The 15929-nt window shown below is 64.7% G+C and carries 15 protein-coding genes; 13 read left to right on the forward strand and 2 right to left on the reverse strand.

Features of this window, described 5'->3' with window-relative positions:
• Positions 1-71 precede the first annotated feature (71 nt).
• From pdxR to G4Z14_RS15445, 7 genes are all read left to right on the forward strand, one after another.
• On the forward strand, positions 72-1538 hold the full coding sequence (pdxR, locus tag G4Z14_RS15415; RefSeq protein WP_164627323.1) for a MocR-like pyridoxine biosynthesis transcription factor PdxR: 1467 nt from the start codon (positions 72-74) through the stop codon (positions 1536-1538).
• Positions 1539-1709: 171 nt separating this feature from the next.
• Positions 1710-3485, forward strand: coding sequence for a sulfoacetaldehyde acetyltransferase (gene xsc / locus G4Z14_RS15420; protein WP_164627324.1), 1776 nt, complete (start codon positions 1710-1712; stop codon positions 3483-3485).
• Positions 3482-4228: a sulfite exporter TauE/SafE family protein gene (locus G4Z14_RS15425; RefSeq protein ID WP_164627325.1), complete on the forward strand. Its 747-nt coding sequence runs from the start codon at positions 3482-3484 to the stop codon at positions 4226-4228. Before xsc ends, G4Z14_RS15425 begins: the two co-directional genes overlap by 4 nt.
• Positions 4228-5319: an acetate/propionate family kinase gene (locus tag G4Z14_RS15430; protein WP_164627327.1), complete on the forward strand. Its 1092-nt coding sequence runs from the start codon at positions 4228-4230 to the stop codon at positions 5317-5319. The genes G4Z14_RS15425 and G4Z14_RS15430 overlap by 1 nt, the downstream gene beginning before the upstream one ends.
• On the forward strand, positions 5316-8096 hold the full coding sequence (locus tag G4Z14_RS15435) for a molybdopterin-dependent oxidoreductase (RefSeq protein ID WP_164627329.1): 2781 nt from the start codon (positions 5316-5318) through the stop codon (positions 8094-8096). Before G4Z14_RS15430 ends, G4Z14_RS15435 begins: the two co-directional genes overlap by 4 nt.
• Before the next feature lie 70 nt (positions 8097-8166).
• Positions 8167-8901, forward strand: a complete 735-nt coding sequence (locus tag G4Z14_RS15440; RefSeq protein ID WP_164627331.1) for a 4Fe-4S dicluster domain-containing protein — start codon at positions 8167-8169, stop codon at positions 8899-8901.
• Positions 8901-9770, forward strand: a complete 870-nt coding sequence (locus tag G4Z14_RS15445) for a dimethyl sulfoxide reductase anchor subunit family protein (RefSeq protein WP_164627333.1) — start codon at positions 8901-8903, stop codon at positions 9768-9770. The genes G4Z14_RS15440 and G4Z14_RS15445 overlap by 1 nt, the downstream gene beginning before the upstream one ends.
• Here G4Z14_RS15445 and G4Z14_RS15450 read toward each other — a convergent pair.
• Positions 9764-10642 carry a DNA adenine methylase gene (locus G4Z14_RS15450; RefSeq protein ID WP_164627334.1) on the reverse strand — a complete coding sequence of 293 codons (879 nt, stop codon included), beginning with the start codon at positions 10640-10642 and terminating at the stop codon, positions 9764-9766. The genes G4Z14_RS15445 and G4Z14_RS15450 overlap by 7 nt on opposite strands.
• A 259-nt stretch (positions 10643-10901) precedes the next feature.
• Complete coding sequence (locus G4Z14_RS15455) at positions 10902-11642, reverse strand: hypothetical protein (RefSeq protein WP_164627336.1); 741 nt, start codon at positions 11640-11642, stop codon at positions 10902-10904.
• 309 nt (positions 11643-11951) lie between these two features.
• On the opposite strand from G4Z14_RS15455, the gene G4Z14_RS15460 reads away from it, so the two are divergent.
• The 6 genes from G4Z14_RS15460 (at position 11952) to tnpC (ending at position 15835) form a co-directional block, all read left to right on the forward strand.
• Entirely contained in the window at positions 11952-12593 is a 642-nt protein-coding gene (locus tag G4Z14_RS15460) for a recombinase family protein (protein WP_164627338.1), read from the forward strand.
• Positions 12594-12990: 397 nt separating this feature from the next.
• On the forward strand, positions 12991-13491 hold the full coding sequence (locus G4Z14_RS15465; RefSeq protein WP_164627340.1) for a glutathione S-transferase family protein: 501 nt from the start codon (positions 12991-12993) through the stop codon (positions 13489-13491).
• Between the two features lie 77 nt (positions 13492-13568).
• A complete protein-coding gene (locus tag G4Z14_RS15470) occupies positions 13569-13757 on the forward strand; it encodes a hypothetical protein (RefSeq protein ID WP_164627342.1) in 189 nt (62 codons plus the stop codon).
• Positions 13758-13899: 142 nt separating this feature from the next.
• Positions 13900-14247 carry an IS66-like element accessory protein TnpA gene (gene tnpA / locus G4Z14_RS15475; RefSeq protein ID WP_164627344.1) on the forward strand — a complete coding sequence of 116 codons (348 nt, stop codon included), beginning with the start codon at positions 13900-13902 and terminating at the stop codon, positions 14245-14247.
• Positions 14244-14591 carry an IS66 family insertion sequence element accessory protein TnpB gene (tnpB, locus tag G4Z14_RS15480; protein WP_164627346.1) on the forward strand — a complete coding sequence of 116 codons (348 nt, stop codon included), beginning with the start codon at positions 14244-14246 and terminating at the stop codon, positions 14589-14591. Before tnpA ends, tnpB begins: the two co-directional genes overlap by 4 nt.
• Before the next feature lie 59 nt (positions 14592-14650).
• Positions 14651-15835: an IS66 family transposase gene (gene tnpC, locus G4Z14_RS15485; RefSeq protein ID WP_164627348.1), complete on the forward strand. Its 1185-nt coding sequence runs from the start codon at positions 14651-14653 to the stop codon at positions 15833-15835.
• Positions 15836-15929: the final 94 nt, after the last annotated feature.

The following is a 15929-nucleotide window of genomic DNA, read 5'->3' on the forward strand; positions in this document are numbered from 1 at the left end:
CGGCGGCGCTTGACAGGGGCGGGCGGCCGCAGTCTTGATAGGTCCAGCCACATCGGCGATTTGAGGCCAGTATGTCGATCCCGCCCGAAGCCTTCGTCCTGCCCCCCGCCACGCGCGGCTCGCTGCAGCAGCGCATCCGGCAGATGGTCACCGAAGGCGTGCTTGCCGGGCGGTTCCGGGCCGGGCAGAAGATGCCCTCGTCGCGCGGGCTGGCGCAGCATCTGGGCATCAGCCGCATCACCGTGACGCTGGCCTATGCCGAGCTGGTCAGTTCCGACTATCTGACGGCGCGCGGCCGCTCGGGCTATTACGTCTCCGACTCGGCGCCGCGCGCGCCCGAGGTGCCGCTGCGCGCCCCACGGGTCGAAAGCGCTGAATTCCAGCGTTTGATTGCCGGGCGGTTTCAGGGGCTGGCGCAGATCGACCGCCCGGCTGACTGGGAGGCCTATCCGCACAACTTCATCTATGGTCAGGCCGACCCGAGCCTGTTCGATCACCAGAACTGGCGGCTTTGCGCCGTGCGGGCGCTGGGGCGCAAGGATTTCGCGGCGCTGACGCAGGATTACTACGACCGCGACGATCCGCTGCTGATCGAGCATGTGTTGCGCACCATCCTGCCGCGCCGGGGGATTGCGGCGGGCGAGGATGAGGTGCTGCTGACGCTCGGGGCGCAGAACGGGCTGTGGATCACGGCGCAGGTGCTGTTGGGGCAGGGCCGGCGCGGGGCGATTGAAAACCCGGGCTATTCCGGGTTGCGCGGCATCCTGTCCGCCTCGGGGACCGAGACGGTGAATGTCGATATCGACGCCGACGGTTTGCCCCCCGACGCCATTCCGAAGGGCGTGGATGTGGTCTTTACCACGGCGAGCCACCAATGCCCGACCAATGCCACCATGCCGCTTGAACGCCGTCTGGCGCTCTTGGACGCGGCGGGGCGTGAAGGCTTTGTCATCGTCGAGGATGATTACGAATTCGAGATGTCCTTCCTGAAGCCCGTCTCGCCCGCCCTGAAGTCCTTGGATACCGAGGGGCGGGTGGTCTATGTCGGCTCCTTCTCGAAATCGGTGTTTCCGGGGATGCGGCTGGGCTATCTCGTCGGCCCGCCGAGTTTCATCAAGGCCGCCCGCGCGCTCCGGTTGATGATGCTGCGCCATCCGCCGGGGCATATCCAGCGCACCATGGCCTATTTCCTGTCGCTGGGCCATTACGACAGCCTGATCAACCGGATGCGCAACGCCTATCGCCGGCGCCGGCAGGTGATGGAGGAGGCGATCCTGACCCATGGGTTGAGCGTCGCGGGGCAGGGCGGCTTTGGCGGATCGTCGTTCTGGATGAAGGCGCCGGAGAGCGTGGACACCGAGGTTCTGGCCGAACGCCTGCGGGCCGAGGGGGTGCTGCTGGAGCCGGGGCGGGCCTTCTTCGACCCCGCCCGCCCGGTGCGCAACCATTACCGGCTGGCCTATTCCTCCTCGACGCCGGTGCGGATTCCGGAAGGTGTGGCCAAGATTGCCAGCGGCATCGCGCGCGGTCTTGGGTAAGATGTTGAAAAGGCGTGGGAAACTGACGTTTCCTATGCTGCGTTGCGGCAAGGCCATCTGGCGCTATCGGGCCGAATTGACTGGCCCTAAGCCGGACCTGCCGGCGGCGCTACACAGGGGGCAGACCTCGCCCGGACAGCGGGCCAGCCACGCCATGACAGGAGTTTCGCCATGAAGATGACCACCGAAGAAGCCTTTGTGAAAGTGTTGCAGATGCACGGCATCGAGCATGCCTTCGGCATCATCGGCTCGGCCTTCATGCCGATCTCGGATCTGTTCCCGAAGGCCGGCATCCAGTTCTGGGATTGCGCGCATGAAGGTTCGGGCGGGATGATGGCGGATGGCTACACCCGTGTCACCGGCAAGATGTCGATGATGATCGCGCAGAACGGGCCGGGGATCACCAACTTCGTCACCGCGGTGAAAACCGCCTACTGGAACCACACGCCCTTGTTGCTTGTCACGCCGCAGGCGGCCAACAAAACCATCGGGCAGGGCGGCTTTCAGGAAGTCGAGCAGATGGCCCTCTTCAAGGACATGGTCTGCTATCAGGAGGAGGTGCGCGACCCCAGCCGCGTGGCCGAAGTGCTGAACCGGGTGATCCTGCAGGCCAAGCGCCAGTCGGCCCCGGCGCAGATCAACTTCCCCCGCGATTTCTTCACGCAGGTCATTGATATCGACCTGCCCGCGGTGGTGGAGTTCGAGCGCCCCTCGGGCGGCGAGGAGGCGATGGCGCAGGCGGCGGCCTTGCTGTCATCGGCGAAATTCCCGGTGATCCTGAACGGCGCCGGCGTGGTGCTGGCAGGCGCCATTCCGGCCTCGATGGCGCTGGCCGAGCGTCTCGATGCGCCGGTCTGTGTCGGTTATCAGCACAATGACGCCTTCCCCGGCTCGCATCCGCTGTTCGCGGGGCCCTTGGGCTATAACGGCTCGAAGGCGGGGATGGAGCTGATCCAGCAGGCCGATGTCGTGCTGGCGCTTGGCACGCGGCTCAATCCGTTCTCCACCCTGCCGGGCTATGGGCTGGATTACTGGCCGAAGGACGCGAAGATCATTCAGGTCGACCTGAACCCCAACCGCATCGGTCTGACCAAGAAGGTCACGGTCGGCATTGTGGGGGATGCGAAGAAGGTCGCGGAAGGCATTCTTGCACGTTTGACCAAAACGGCGGGAGATGCCGGGCGTGCAGGCCGCAAGGCGCTGATCGCGCAGAAGAAATCGGCCTGGGCGCAGGCGCTTTCCGGCATGGACCACGAGGACGACGATCCCGGCACCAGCTGGAACCAACGCGCCCGCGCCGCCAAGCCCGAGTGGATGAGCCCGCGCATGGCCTGGCGCGCGATCACCGCGGCGCTGCCGAAGGATGTCATCACCTCGTCCGACATCGGCAACAACTGCGCCATCGGCAACGCTTACCCGACCTTCGAGACGGGGCGCAAATACCTTGCGCCGGGCCTGTTCGGCCCCTGCGGCTATGGCCTGCCCTCGATCATCGGCGCCAAGATCGGCTGCCCGGATGTGCCGGTGGTCGGCTTTGCCGGCGACGGGGCCTTTGGCATTGCGGTGACGGAACTGACCGCAATCGGCCGCGAGGAATGGCCGGCGATCACCATGGTGGTGTTCCGCAACTACCAGTGGGGCGCGGAAAAGCGCAACTCGACGCTGTGGTATGACGACAATTTCGTCGGCACGGAACTCGACAACAACGTGACCTATGCCGGCATCGCCCGCGCCTGCGGCCTTCAGGGCGTGCAGGCCCGCACGATGGACGAACTGACCGCCGCCCTGCGCAAGGCGGTGGACGACCAGATGACCCATGGCAAGACCACGCTGATCGAGGCGCTGATCAATCAGGAACTTGGCGAGCCCTTCCGCCGTGATGCGATGAAAAAGCCGGTCGCGGTGGCGGGGATTTCCAAAGCCGACATGCGGGTGCAGAAGGTATGACGCTGCCCTTCGACATCGGGCTTTGGGGCGCCTTGTGGATGGGGGCTGCCGTTCTGGTGGCGGCCTTTGTCCGGGGATATTCCGGTTTCGGCTATTCGGCGATGGTGATCGCTGCTTCAAGTCTGGTCGCCAACCCCTTGAATTTTGTGGCGGTTGTGGTGATTGCCGAAGCGGCGATGACGCTTCAGGCCTGGCATGGCGTCGGGCCCGAGGTGGACTGGAAGCGCGTCAAATGGCTGGTGCTCGGCGCGGTGGTCGGTCTGCCGCTCGGCCTTTGGGCGCTGACCGCGATCCCCGAGGATTGGGCGCGGGCGGTGATTTCGGCCTATGTGCTGCTGATGTGCCTTGTGCTGCTGGCGGGTTGGCGGCTGGCGCGTGAGGTCGGCGCCGGTGGCACGCTGGCGACCGGCCTTGTCTCGGGGCTGGCCAACGCGCCGGGGATGGGGGGCTTGCCAGTCGCGGCCTTCTTCGCCGCGCAGCCGATGGCGGCGGCGACCTTCCGCGCCACGCTGGTCGCCTATTTCCCGATCCTCGATCTCTATTCCGCGCCGCTTTACTTCTGGCACGGGCTGGTGACATGGGACACGCTCTGGGCCAGCCTCATGGTGCTGCCCCTGACCTTCCTTGGCAACTGGCTGGGGGGGCGGCATTTCTTCAACACCGACCCGCAGGATTTCCGCCGCTTTGCCATCCTCTTGCTGGCGGGGCTGGCGGCGCTGGGGCTGGTCAAGGCGGTCCTGTGATGCTTCTGGTGGTCAACGCCGGATCATCCTCGCTGAAGCTGGCGGTGTTCGACGCGGGGCTGCGACAGGTGGCCGAGGCCCGGTCCGAGCGGATCGGGGCCGGCGGCGCGGCCGATCACCAAGCGGCCTTGCAGGCCGGTCTGGCCGAGATGGGCCTTTCTGCCGCCGATCTGCGGGCGGCGGCGCATCGGGTGGTGCATGGCGGGGCCGACCTGATTGCGCCGTGCCGGGTGACGCCCGAAGTCGAGGCCGGAATCGACGCCTGTGCCGCGCTGGCGCCGCTGCACAATCCGGCGAATCTGATGGGCATACGTGCCCTGGCCGCGCTGGCCCCCGACCTGGCCCAATACGCCAGTTTCGACACGGCCTTTCACGCCACCAACCCGGCGCTGGCCACCACCTACGCCCTGCCCTTGGCCGAACGCGAACGGGGCCTGCGACGCTATGGCTTTCACGGCCTGTCCTATGCGGCGATCCTGCGCAAGTTGCGGGCCGCGCAAGACGACCTGCCGGCGCGGCTTCTGGTGTTCCATCTCGGCAACGGGGCTTCGGCCTGCGCCATCCTGAACGGCCAGTCTGTCGCCACGACCATGGGGTATTCGCCGCTGGATGGCCTGACCATGGGCAGCCGCGGCGGCAGCCTTGATCCCGCGGTGGTGCTGGACCTTGCCCGCCGTCATGGCGTGGACGGTGCCGCGCAGATCCTGAACCGGGAAAGCGGTCTGAAGGGGCTTGGCGGCGCGATCGACATGCGGGCCTTGCGCGGGCTGGCGACGCCGGAGGCGCAGTTTGCCATCGCGCATTTCGCCTATTGGGCCATCCGCCATGCCGGCAGCCTGATTGCGGCGATGGGGGGCCTTGATGCCGTTGTCTTCACCGGCGGCATTGGCGAGAATGATGCCGGGATGCGGGCGGCGATCCTCTCTGGCCTTGGCTGGGCCGGGGTTGCCTTTGACGCGGAGGCCAACCGGACACATCAATTATGTCTGCACAAAAGCGGCAGCCATGTCGCCATCTGGCGCGTCATGGCGGATGAAGAGCGGCAGATTGCGATCGAGGCGATGCAGGTCATCGCAAGCGAGGGGACATGACTCAGCCGAAGCTCAACCTGTCGCCCGCCGTCTCCGACGAGATCCGCCGGACCACCTGCTACATGTGCGCCTGCCGCTGCGGCATCAACGTGCATATGAAATCGGGCAAGGTCAGCTACATCGAAGGCAACCGCGACCACCCGGTGAACAAGGGGGTGCTCTGCGCCAAGGGCGCAAGCGGCATCATGCAGGTCACGGCGCCCTCGCGCCTGCGCGCGCCGCTGAAGCGGGTGGGGCCGCGTGGCTCGGGGGCGTTTGAGGAGATCAGCTGGGACGAGGCTTTGGCGCTGGCCGTCAGCTGGATGAAACCCCTGCGCGACACCGCGCCGGAAAAGTTCGCCTTCTTCACCGGGCGCGACCAGAGCCAGAGCCTCACCGGCTGGTGGGCGCAGATGTTCGGCACGCCGAATTATGCCGCCCATGGCGGGTTCTGCTCGGTCAACATGGCGGCGGGCGGGATTTACACCATCGGCGGGGCGTTCTGGGAATTCGGCCAGCCCGACTGGGACCGCACCAAGCTTTTCGTGCTGTTCGGCGTCGCCGAGGATCATGACTCGAACCCGATCAAGATCGGCCTTGGCAAGCTCAAGGGCCGCGGCGGCCGGGTGATCGGCGTCAACCCGATCCGCTCGGGCTATAACGCGGTGGCCGACGACTGGTTCGGCATCACGCCGGGCACCGACGGGCTGTTGATCCTGTCCCTTATCCATTGCCTGCTGGAGGCCGGCAAGGTGGATCTGAGCTATCTGGCACAGTTCACCAACGCGCCCTTGCTGGTGGTGGAAAAAGGCCCGGACAAGGGCATGATCCTGAAGAATGCCGAAAGCCAGCCCTTCGTGATCGACCGCCGCACCGGCCAGCCCGCGCCCTGGGATGGCAAGGGGGTGGAGCCTGACCTCGGCGCGAAGTGGAAGGGCAACCGCACGGTGTTTCAGCATATGGCCGAGCGGTATCTTTCACCCGACTATGCGCCAGAGGCCGTGGCCGCGCGCTGCGGCATCCCGGCCGCCCGCATCCGCTCGCTTGCCGCCGAACTGGCGCGGGTGGCCTTTGACGAGGCGTTCGAGCTGCCGCAGGCATGGACCGATTTCCGCGGCAACCGCCATGAGACCATGCCGGGCCGCCCAGTCAGCTTCCACGCCATGCGCGGGATTTCGGCGCATTCCAACGGGTTCCAGACCGCCCGTGCGCTGCATCTGCTGCAGATCGTGCTTGGCACCGTCGAGGTGCCGGGCGGTTACCGGCTGAAGCCGCCTTACCCCAAGCCGGTCGACGCGCACCCGACGCCGCATGCCATCGCCACCCCCGGCAAACCGCTGCCCGGCCCGCATCTGGGCTATGTCCGGGGGCCGGACCAGTTGGCGGTCGACGCGGCGGGCAACCCCCTGCGCATCGACAAGGCGTTTTCCTGGGAAAACCCGTTCTCGGCGCATGGGCTGATGCACATGCTGATCCCGAACGCCCATGCCGGCGATCCTTACCGCATCGACACGCTGTTTCTCTACATGGCCAACATGGCGTGGAATTCGTCGATGAACACGGCAAAGGTCATGGAAATGCTGACCGACAAGGGGCCGGACGGCGACTACATCGTCCCCCGCATCATCTATTCCGACGCCTATGCCAGCGAGATGGTGGCCTATGCCGACCTGATCCTGCCCGACACCACCTATCTGGAGCGGCACGACTGCATCAGCCTTCTCGACCGTCCGATTTCCGAACCCGATGCGGCGGGTGACAGCATCCGCTGGCCGGTGATCGAACCCGACCGCGACGTGCGCTGCTTCCAGTCGGTGCTTCTGGACCTTGGCGCAAGGCTTGGCCTGCCCGGCATGGTGAACGAGGACGGCAGTCCGAAATTCGCGGACTATGCCGATTACATCGTGAACCACCAGCGCCGCCCCGGTGTCGGCCCGCTGATCGGCTGGCGCGGCGATGGCAGCGAGGAAGGGCGCGGGGCGCCGAACCCCGAACAGATCGACCGCTATATCGAGAACGGCGGCTTCTACCAGGCGCATGTGCCCGAGGAGGCGGCGTTCTACAAACCGTGGAACGCGGGTTATCAGGATTGGGCGGTGAAGATCGGGCTTTACGAGACGCCGCAGCCCTATCTGTTTTCCATCTGGTCCGAACCGATGCGGCGCTTTCAGGCCGCGGCCGAAGGCCTCGGCCCGATCCAGCCGCCCGATCCTCTGCGCGCCCGGCTGAAGCAGGCGATGGACCCGCTGCCGACATGGTATCCGCCCTTCGGCGACGCCGAGGCGACGGGCTGGGGCTATCCCTTGCACGCGCTTACCCAGCGCCCCATGGACATGTATCACAGCTGGGGCACCCAGAACGCCTGGCTGCGGCAGATCCGCGGCACGAATTTCCTCTATCTGCCGACCGATGTCTGGCAGGAGCATGGCTTTCAGGACGGCGATTATGCGCGGGTGATTTCGCCGAATGGCGGCATCACGGTGCCGGTGGCGCATATGGCGGCGCTGAACCCGGCGACCATCTGGACCTGGAATGCGATCGGCAAGCGCAAGGGCGCCTGGGCGCTGGACGAGGGCGCGAGTGAGGTGACGACGGGGTTCCTGCTGAACCACCTGATTTCCGAATTGCTGCCGGCAAAAGACGGCGGCCCGCGGCTGTCGAACTCTGACCCGGTGACGGGGCAGGCGGCGTGGTTCGACCTGCGCGTCAGGATCGAGAAGGTCGGGCCGAAGATGCAGTCGGAACCGGCCTTTGGCCCGGTGCCGCGGGTGGTGCCGCAAGGGAGGGACCGGGCATGACGGGGTTTGTGCGCAAATTCCGGCCCGTTTTCTGTGCGCAGAAAACGCGACCGGCGAAAGGAGAGCGGCCATGACCTGCCTGCCCGCCAAGACGGACAAGAAGCTTGGCCTTGCCATCGACCTTGATACCTGCGTCGGCTGCAATGCCTGCGTCACGGCCTGCAAGGGCTGGAACGATCAGGGCTATGGTGCGCCGCTGTCGGATCAGAATCCTTATGGGGCAGACCCTTCCGGCACGTTCCTCAACCGGGTTCACAGCTATCAGGTGCAACCCGTTGACAGAGCTGCGATAACCGTGAATTTCCCGCGCTCCTGCCTGCATTGCGAAGCCGCGCCCTGCGTCACCGTCTGTCCGACCGGCGCCAGCTACAAGCGCGCCGAGGATGGCATCGTTCTGGTCAACGAGGACGCCTGCATCGGCTGCGGACTTTGCGCCTGGGCCTGCCCTTACGGCGCGCGGGAACTGGATGCGGCGGCGGGGGTGATGAAGAAATGCACGCTCTGCGTTGACCGGATCTACAACGAGAACCTGCCCGAAGAGGACCGCGAGCCGGCCTGCGTGCGCACCTGCCCGACCGGCGCGCGGCATTTCGGCGATTTCGCCGACCCGGACAGCAAGGTCAGCCGGCTGGCGGCCGAGCGTGGCGGGTTCGAGTTGATGCCCGAAATGGGCACGAAGCCCGTCAACCGCTATCTGCCGCCGCGCAAGAAGGACGCACTGGACGCCAGCCCGCTGGCGCCGCTTCTGGATATCAAGGCCACGGGGTTTGCCGGCTGGCTGGACCGCATGCTGGGGAAAATCTGATGCATCCGGCACCTTCCGTCCTTGTCTTCACGGTGTTGTCGGGGCTTGGCTTTGGCGCGCTTGCCTTTCTGGCGGTATTTGTACATCCGTACGGATGGCCCGCCTTCGCGCTTTGGGGTCTGGGCTATGGCCTTGCCATTGCGGGCCTTCTCGCCTCGACCTTCCACCTCGGCCACCCCGAGCGGGCCTGGCGGGCCTTCAGCCAGTGGCGGACGAGCTGGCTCAGCCGCGAGGGCCTTGCCGCCGTTGCAACGCTGGTCTTGCTGGCCCCGGTGGCGCTGTCGGACTGGCTGGGCCTTGGCCTGCCCCGTGCCTTCGCTGTGCCGGGGGCCGTACTGGCGCTGGCGACCATCGCCACCACCTCGATGATCTATGCGCAACTCAAGACCGTGCCGCGCTGGAACCACTGGACGACCCCAGCGCAGTTCTTCGCCTTTGCCCTTGCCGGCGGCGCGATGCTGACCGGGCAGGGCGTGGCGCCCTTGCTGCTGGCGCTGCTGGCCTTGGCGCTGCTGGCGCATTGGCATTACGGCGACCGACGGTTTGCCGAAGTCGGGGCCAGCATGGGCAGCGCGACCGGGCTTGGGCCGCTGGGCCGGCTGTCGGTCTTCGATCCCGCCCATACTGCGGGCAACTATCTGATGCGCGAGATGATTTTCGTGGTCGGGCGCAAGCATGCGGCCCGGTTGCGGGTCATCGCGCTGGTCTTTGCCTGCCTGATCCCGGCGCTGATCCTGTTTCTGCCCGCCCATCCCGCGACCACCGGTGCGGCGGTGCTGGCCCATCTGGTCGGCGCCTTCGCCGCGCGCTGGCTGTTCTTTGCCGAGGCCGAACACGTCGTCGGTCTTTATTACGGAAAGCGTCAGTAGGTCAGCAGCAGCCGGTCCTTGACCTCTTCGGCTTCCAGCGTCTGGCCGCCCATCTGGAAGCGGCGCAGCATCGAGCGGCCGACGTTCACCATGATCTCGCGCTGGAACACCCCCTCGGGCAGCGGGATGTCGCAATAGGTGCCGCCCGACTTCTTGGTGCCGTCGATCGACAGCGCCACCCGCACGCCGCGGGACTTGGCGCGGGCGATGGCGTCGAACAGGTCGGGCAGGTGGAAGGTCTGGGCGCCGTAGAGGATGGTTTGCGAAAAGCTGTAGGGCGGGTCGCAATAGACCAGATCGCCCGGCGCGGCGCGTTCCATCGCCTCGCGGTAGTCGAGCCGGTCAAAGCGCGCGCCCTGCAACCGCCGGTGCCAGAGATCGACCCGTTTGGCAAAGGCGGCGGGCGGCATGGCGGGATGGCTGCCACAGGGCGTGGACATATGGCCGTTCGACTTGCGGAACCGCACCACCCCGCCGTAACAGGTCCGGCAGAGAAACAGGAAGTCCGCGCCATTCGGGGCGGCGTTGAACCGGGCCTTCACCGTTTCGTAAACCGCCGTCCGGTCGCCGGCCTGAAAGGCGTGCCAGCGCGCGGCGTACCAGTCTTTCAGCAGGCCGGGATCGGTGGAAAGCGTCTGCCAGATCTCGATCAGCGGCGCGTAGATGTCCGAGCCATGCCCGCGCTGCGGCGCCAGAACCGCCATCACCCCGCCCGCGCCAAGGAAGGGTTCGTGATAGGTGCCGAACTGCGCGGGAAAATGGGCGATGATTTCGTGCGCGAATTTCTGCTTGCTGCCGACCCATTTCAGAAGCTGGGTCTTGAACGGCGCGACTGCCATGGCTTGCGTCGGCTCTGCGGGATGGCCGGTCATGCGCTTTCCCTGCCCCGGACAAGACAAAAGCCGCCTTGCGGGCGGCCTTCGTTGGAAGATCTGGCTCCGGCGGTAGGCGGGTAGGTGCCAAACCTGAGCCAGTCGAAAACCAAGAAGTCCATTATATATCAAGTCATTGACTGGCTGTTGATCCGAACCGGCGGTCAAGGCTGTGTGCCTGACGTGGTGAAGATGTGTGCCTAGACACCATCTTGCTCCACAGTTGTCAAGCTCACGCTCTCGTCAGGAGGTGGGCAGGTCAGAATAGCTCTGCATGACCGCGACCCTCCAAATCGTGAAGATAGGCTTCAAGCGGTGTGCCTATGATGTGGGTTCTAAAGAGGACACGCGCCATTCGGCTGAAGTCTGTCTGCGTAAGTGCTTCGGGAATGTGCTCTTGCTCTCCTCGAGAGAAGTCAAAGCAGTCGCTTACCAATGCGCGAAGCAAGAGACAGTTAGCGATCAGCATATTCACCGTTTCTTGGTGAAATCTCTCTTGTTCGAAGCCTTGAATCCTTGCCTGAATGACCTGCTGGTGCCGTAGTAGGTTCGCCAGCCGGTCGCCGTCGCAGAAATCAACAGCCTCAATGTTGTCGGAAATGATCTTTGCGGCATCACCGGCAAGGCGAAATGCGCTTGAAAGTCCGTCCGGCGGTGAGGTGTGGACTCCGGTCAGCCTAACGCCATTTAGGAGACGAAGCGTTTCCTCAATCTGGTGCGCCCAATCTGAAAGGGTAGTGGGAAGAAGTGCCCGGACTGCGATGACTCGTCTGCGCAACCGACCTTCTTCGATTGCGTTTCCTGCTTCGATCTGGGCCATCACCGCGGCCACGGCAAGGAGAGCACCGAGTAGCGCTCCCACAGTTGTAATTAAGGTTGTTCCGTAGGCTGACCAGAAATGCTCTGAACTGCCGATACCCGCAAATACGAACAGGAGTGCCGAAGACCAGCCAATAAGGATTCCCGTGGCTGTATTGCTTATCAATGACTTGAACGACATTTCTCACATTTCCTGAGGTTGCGACATGCCGCAATGTGATCGCCTCCCGTCCCGTTTTGCTAGAAAAATCTGAGAGACAGGACTCGACCGTGAAGGCTGCGCAATTCCCCCCGGTGGTCCTCCCCGCTTTCTTGCTGCCGCCTCTCCGCCCTGTGCCCGCTGTCGCCCCGGCTACCTCCTCCTCTGGTCGCTAGGGTATACCTCAGAGGCCATGCCGTGAGGTCGCTAGAATTGTGGTCGTTGACTGTTGACATGTCTCTGCGGTCACCCTATCAAAGGCCATGACATCAGAAGCCACAGGGTAACGACATGGCAACGATCCTCTACGCCCGCGTCTCCACCGCAGAGCAGAACCTCGCCCACCAGAGGGTCCAAGCCGAAGCGGCGGGCATCGTCATAGATGACATGGTGGCAGATCACGGCGTCTCCGGGGTCAGCACGACCCTTGCAGAACGCCCGGAAGGCAAGCGCCTATATGACATGCTGCGCCGGGGCGATGTGCTGGTGGTGCGCTGGGTGGACCGGCTGGGGCGGAACTATCAGGACGTGACCGACACCATCCGCCACTTCATGCGGAAGGGCGTGGTCATCCGCACCGTGATTAACGGCCTGACCTTCGACGGGGCCACGACAGACCCCATGCAAGCTGCCGTCAGGGATGCCCTTATCGCCTTCATGGCGGCCACCGCACAGGCACAGGCCGAGGCCACCAAAGAGGCCCAGAAGGCGGGCATAGCGGCGGCACGGGAGAGCATCACGGCCTACCGGGGCCGGAAGCCCAGCTATGACGGGGAGACGTTGGCACAGGTCCTAGAGCGCCACCGCAACGGGGCAGGGGCTTTGACCATCGCCAAGGAACTGGGGCTGTCCAGAGGCGCTGTGAGGCGCATAGTGGAGAACCCCGAGGCGGCACAGGCTGCCCTCGCCCGGTGGGCCAAGGAAGGAGTGTGAGCGATGGTTCAGATGATCGTAGAGGGGTTCTGCTGGGCGGCCATGGGCGGCATGGTTATCGGCTCCGCACTGTCCGTGTGGTTCACCTACTTCCGGTAGCTTTTAGATAGGTCAGCATTACTGACTCGTTGTGTCCGCCTATCTGTTTTTTCATGCCATGGCGCGGCCCCTCACACACCGAATGTGACATTTATGGATCACCTGTCGGACTATCTGGTTTATTGTTTGGGCACAGTCTTGGGCACAAACAGGTGCCAGAGCGCGCGCAACCCCCAAGTATATTTGGCGGGCGTTTGCAGACGCACAAAACATAAATCCGATGCCATGAAAAATGGGCGATTCCAAACTGTTGCTAGGCTCCCTATGTGGCTGTTGAACGCAGCCAAGAGAAACCGAAATGAGCGTCAACCCCACCGCCTACCAACTCGAATGTGCCCGCATCGACGAGACCGAGGGGCCGCGCGTATTCGAGCGCGACAAGGCCTTTCTCGCAGAGCGCGGATGGACCTACCTACGACTGTCGCAAGAACAGGAGGCCGAGCGTGACGCAGAGTTCGGACGTTTCTGCACTGAGGAAGCGGAGCGGTCTATGGCGATGAAGCTGGCTATTCCCGAAGATATACTGACAGACAAGGAGGTTCTTCTCTATCGCCGCGAAGGCCCGGCGCATGGCGAAGCCGTGCTGATGGAACTGCAACGGGAAATTGCTGAACACGAGGAAGCAGCGCGCCAGCGCCGTCTCGACTATGCCGAAAGCTGGCTCTGCGGTGAAGGCAAGACGCTGGCTGATATTGATCTCAATACCGTCCCCCTGCGCGCCGTATTTATCGGGATCAGCGCCGAAACATTGCGGGAACTTGAAGAACGCCACCTCGGGCGTATGGCGGCGATGGCATGACCCCTTTCGACCACACCGAAGCCGTTAGCAATGTCGTTAGCGCCTCCGCACCTACCCTGTCACGGAAGGACCACGATATGACGAAGAATACCTCCAGCGCCGTATTCGACCCCGCCTTGGGCGCTATCCATGACCTGACTGTAGCCAGCGAATTTCTCATGGTGGCGCTCCGTGCCATCACCTCGACCCAGAAGATTGAGGACAGGACGGCGCAGGAGTTCATCGATCTGACCCTTTGCAAGCTGCGCCCCCTCCTGCGCGCATAGGGCCTGTCTGGCTGGCCTCCGGGGCATCCTCGGGGGCCGCCGTCTTGGGCTCGTCGTAAGCGTCCGGCGTGACCGCTCTGCCGATGTGGCTGCGTAGAGGATAGTGTCCACTATCGGATAATGGACACTATCGGGGTTTAGGGTGACGAAGCGGCGGAAGCGTCGGGTCTGGTCTGACGACGAGAAGCGGATGATCTGCGGGCAGACACGCGTACCCGGCGTGTCGGTGAGCCAGGTAGCCCGCCGTTATGACGTGAACGCCAATCTGGTCTTTGCCTGGCTGCGCGATGTCCGGTTTGCGGATGCTGACGCGGGCGATGTCGCGTGCTTTCTGCCGGTGGAGATCGTCGCGGAGGCGAATGCGCCGGTGGCAGTGCCTGCGGCCGACGGCCATATCGAGATCGAGTTGGCAGGTGGGCACCGGATGCGGATCAGTGGCGGGTATGATCCCGAGGCGTTGGCGCGGCTGATCCGGGGCCTGTCGGCGTGATCCCGGTCCCGGCCAACACGCGGGTCTGGCTGGCAGCCGGGGTGACGGACATGCGCAAGGGCTTTGCGGCGCTGGCGGCTCAGGCTGAGGCGGTGCTGCAGCAGGACCCGTTCGCCGGGCACCTGTTTGTCTTCCGGGGCCGCCGTGGCGATCTGGTAAAGGTCATCTGGTGGGACGGGCAAGGCGCCTGCATGTTCATGAAACGGCTGGAGCGGGGGCGGTTCGTCTGGCCCTCGGTCAAGGAGGGCAAGGTGGCGCTGACGCCTGCACAATTGTCGATGCTTCTGGAAGGGATCGACTGGCGAGCCCCGGAACGGACCTGGCGGCCTCTGGCGGCGGGATAATCTGCAGGGCCGATGATCGAAGGATTCCCACAAGGAATCCAATAAGATAAACTCTCGGCATGCTCACTCAGACCCTGACCTTGCCGGACGACCCCGAGGAGTTGCGCAGCTTTACCGCGCGGCTTCTGGCCGAGGTGAAGGCACAGGCGATCCTGATCGAGAAGCTGCGGCACCAGCTGGCCGGACACCGGGCGCACCGGTTTGGCGCGTCATCCGAAACCGCAGAGCAGTTGCAACTTGCACTCGAGACCAGCGAGATCGCGGCGGCGGCGATGACCGCGCGGATGCGCCTGCCGGACATCGAAGAGAAGGACAAACCCAAGCGTCGCCCGATCCCGGACCACATCCCCCGGATGGAGGTGGAACTCAGCCCCGGTGCCGAGGCTTGCGCCGATTGCGGCGGCCGCCTGCGCCGGATCGGCGAGGATGTGACCGAGGAACTGGAGTATGTCCCCGGGCGCTTCATCGTGAACCGGATCGTGCGGCCGCGCCTTACCTGCGCCTGCTGCGAACGCTTCGTCCAAGTCCCACTGCCGTCGCGCCCGATCGAACGCGGCCGCCCGGGGCCGGGCCTCCTGGCTCAGGTGCTGGTCAGCAAATACGCCGACCATCTCCCCCTCTATCGCCAGAGCCAGATCTTCGACCGCGAGGGCCTCGATCTCGACCGCTCCACCCTGGCCGATTGGGTCGGCAAGACCACGGCACTGCTGGAACCCCTCGCTGACGCCATCGGGCGCCATGTCCTGTCGGCCGAGGCGATCTTCGCCGATGACACACCGGTGCAGATGCTCGCTCCCGGCACCGGCAAGACCCAGACGGCTCGGCTCTGGACCTATGCCCGCAACGAGCGCCCCTGGGGCGGGGATGCTCCACCCGCGGCTTGGTATCGCTTCTCGGGCGACCGAAGGGGCCAACATCCCAAGGACCATCTCGCCCGCTTCCGTGGCTGGATGCACGCCGATGGCTATGCCGGGTTCGAGGATCTCTATCGATCAGGCACCATCCGCGAAGTTGCCTGCATGGCCCATGTCCGGCGCAAGTTCGTCGACATCCACCGGTCGCAGGGCTCCCCGATCGCCGAAGAGGCCATGGGCCGGATCGCCCAACTCTATGCCGTCGAGAAAGAGGCCAGAGGGTCGCCAGCAGACCGTCGCGCCGAACTCCGCCGTGCCCATGCCGCCCCGGTCTTCGATGATCTTGAGGCGTGGCTGGTGACCTGCCCCCCGGAAGTTCCCTCGCTGTGATGTAGAGTCTGCCCAACCTGAAGGAGCAGACGACATGAGGAAAAGCCGTTTCACCGAAGCGCAGATTATCGGGATGATCAAAGAGCAGGAGGCA

Origin of the sequence: Tabrizicola oligotrophica, from assembly GCF_011008935.1 — a bacterium.
Lineage (GTDB): Bacteria > Pseudomonadota > Alphaproteobacteria > Rhodobacterales > Rhodobacteraceae > Tabrizicola_A > Tabrizicola_A oligotrophica.

Coding starts and splice junctions, on each gene's coding strand:
- G4Z14_RS15430 (WP_164627327.1), top strand. CDS start 4,228: ATGCTTCTGGTGGTCAACGCCGGATCATCCTCGCTGAAGCTGGCGGTG.
- G4Z14_RS15425 (WP_164627325.1), top strand. CDS start 3,482: ATGACGCTGCCCTTCGACATCGGGCTTTGGGGCGCCTTGTGGATGGGG.
- G4Z14_RS15440 (WP_164627331.1), top strand. CDS start 8,167: ATGACCTGCCTGCCCGCCAAGACGGACAAGAAGCTTGGCCTTGCCATC.
- G4Z14_RS15460 (WP_164627338.1), top strand. CDS start 11,952: ATGGCAACGATCCTCTACGCCCGCGTCTCCACCGCAGAGCAGAACCTC.
- G4Z14_RS15435 (WP_164627329.1), top strand. CDS start 5,316: ATGACTCAGCCGAAGCTCAACCTGTCGCCCGCCGTCTCCGACGAGATC.
- G4Z14_RS15470 (WP_164627342.1), top strand. CDS start 13,569: ATGACGAAGAATACCTCCAGCGCCGTATTCGACCCCGCCTTGGGCGCT.
- pdxR (WP_164627323.1), top strand. CDS start 72: ATGTCGATCCCGCCCGAAGCCTTCGTCCTGCCCCCCGCCACGCGCGGC.
- G4Z14_RS15465 (WP_164627340.1), top strand. CDS start 12,991: ATGAGCGTCAACCCCACCGCCTACCAACTCGAATGTGCCCGCATCGAC.
- xsc (WP_164627324.1), top strand. CDS start 1,710: ATGAAGATGACCACCGAAGAAGCCTTTGTGAAAGTGTTGCAGATGCAC.
- G4Z14_RS15450 (WP_164627334.1), bottom strand. CDS start 10,642: ATGACCGGCCATCCCGCAGAGCCGACGCAAGCCATGGCAGTCGCGCCG.
- tnpC (WP_164627348.1), top strand. CDS start 14,651: ATGCTCACTCAGACCCTGACCTTGCCGGACGACCCCGAGGAGTTGCGC.
- G4Z14_RS15455 (WP_164627336.1), bottom strand. CDS start 11,642: ATGTCGTTCAAGTCATTGATAAGCAATACAGCCACGGGAATCCTTATT.
- G4Z14_RS15445 (WP_164627333.1), top strand. CDS start 8,901: ATGCATCCGGCACCTTCCGTCCTTGTCTTCACGGTGTTGTCGGGGCTT.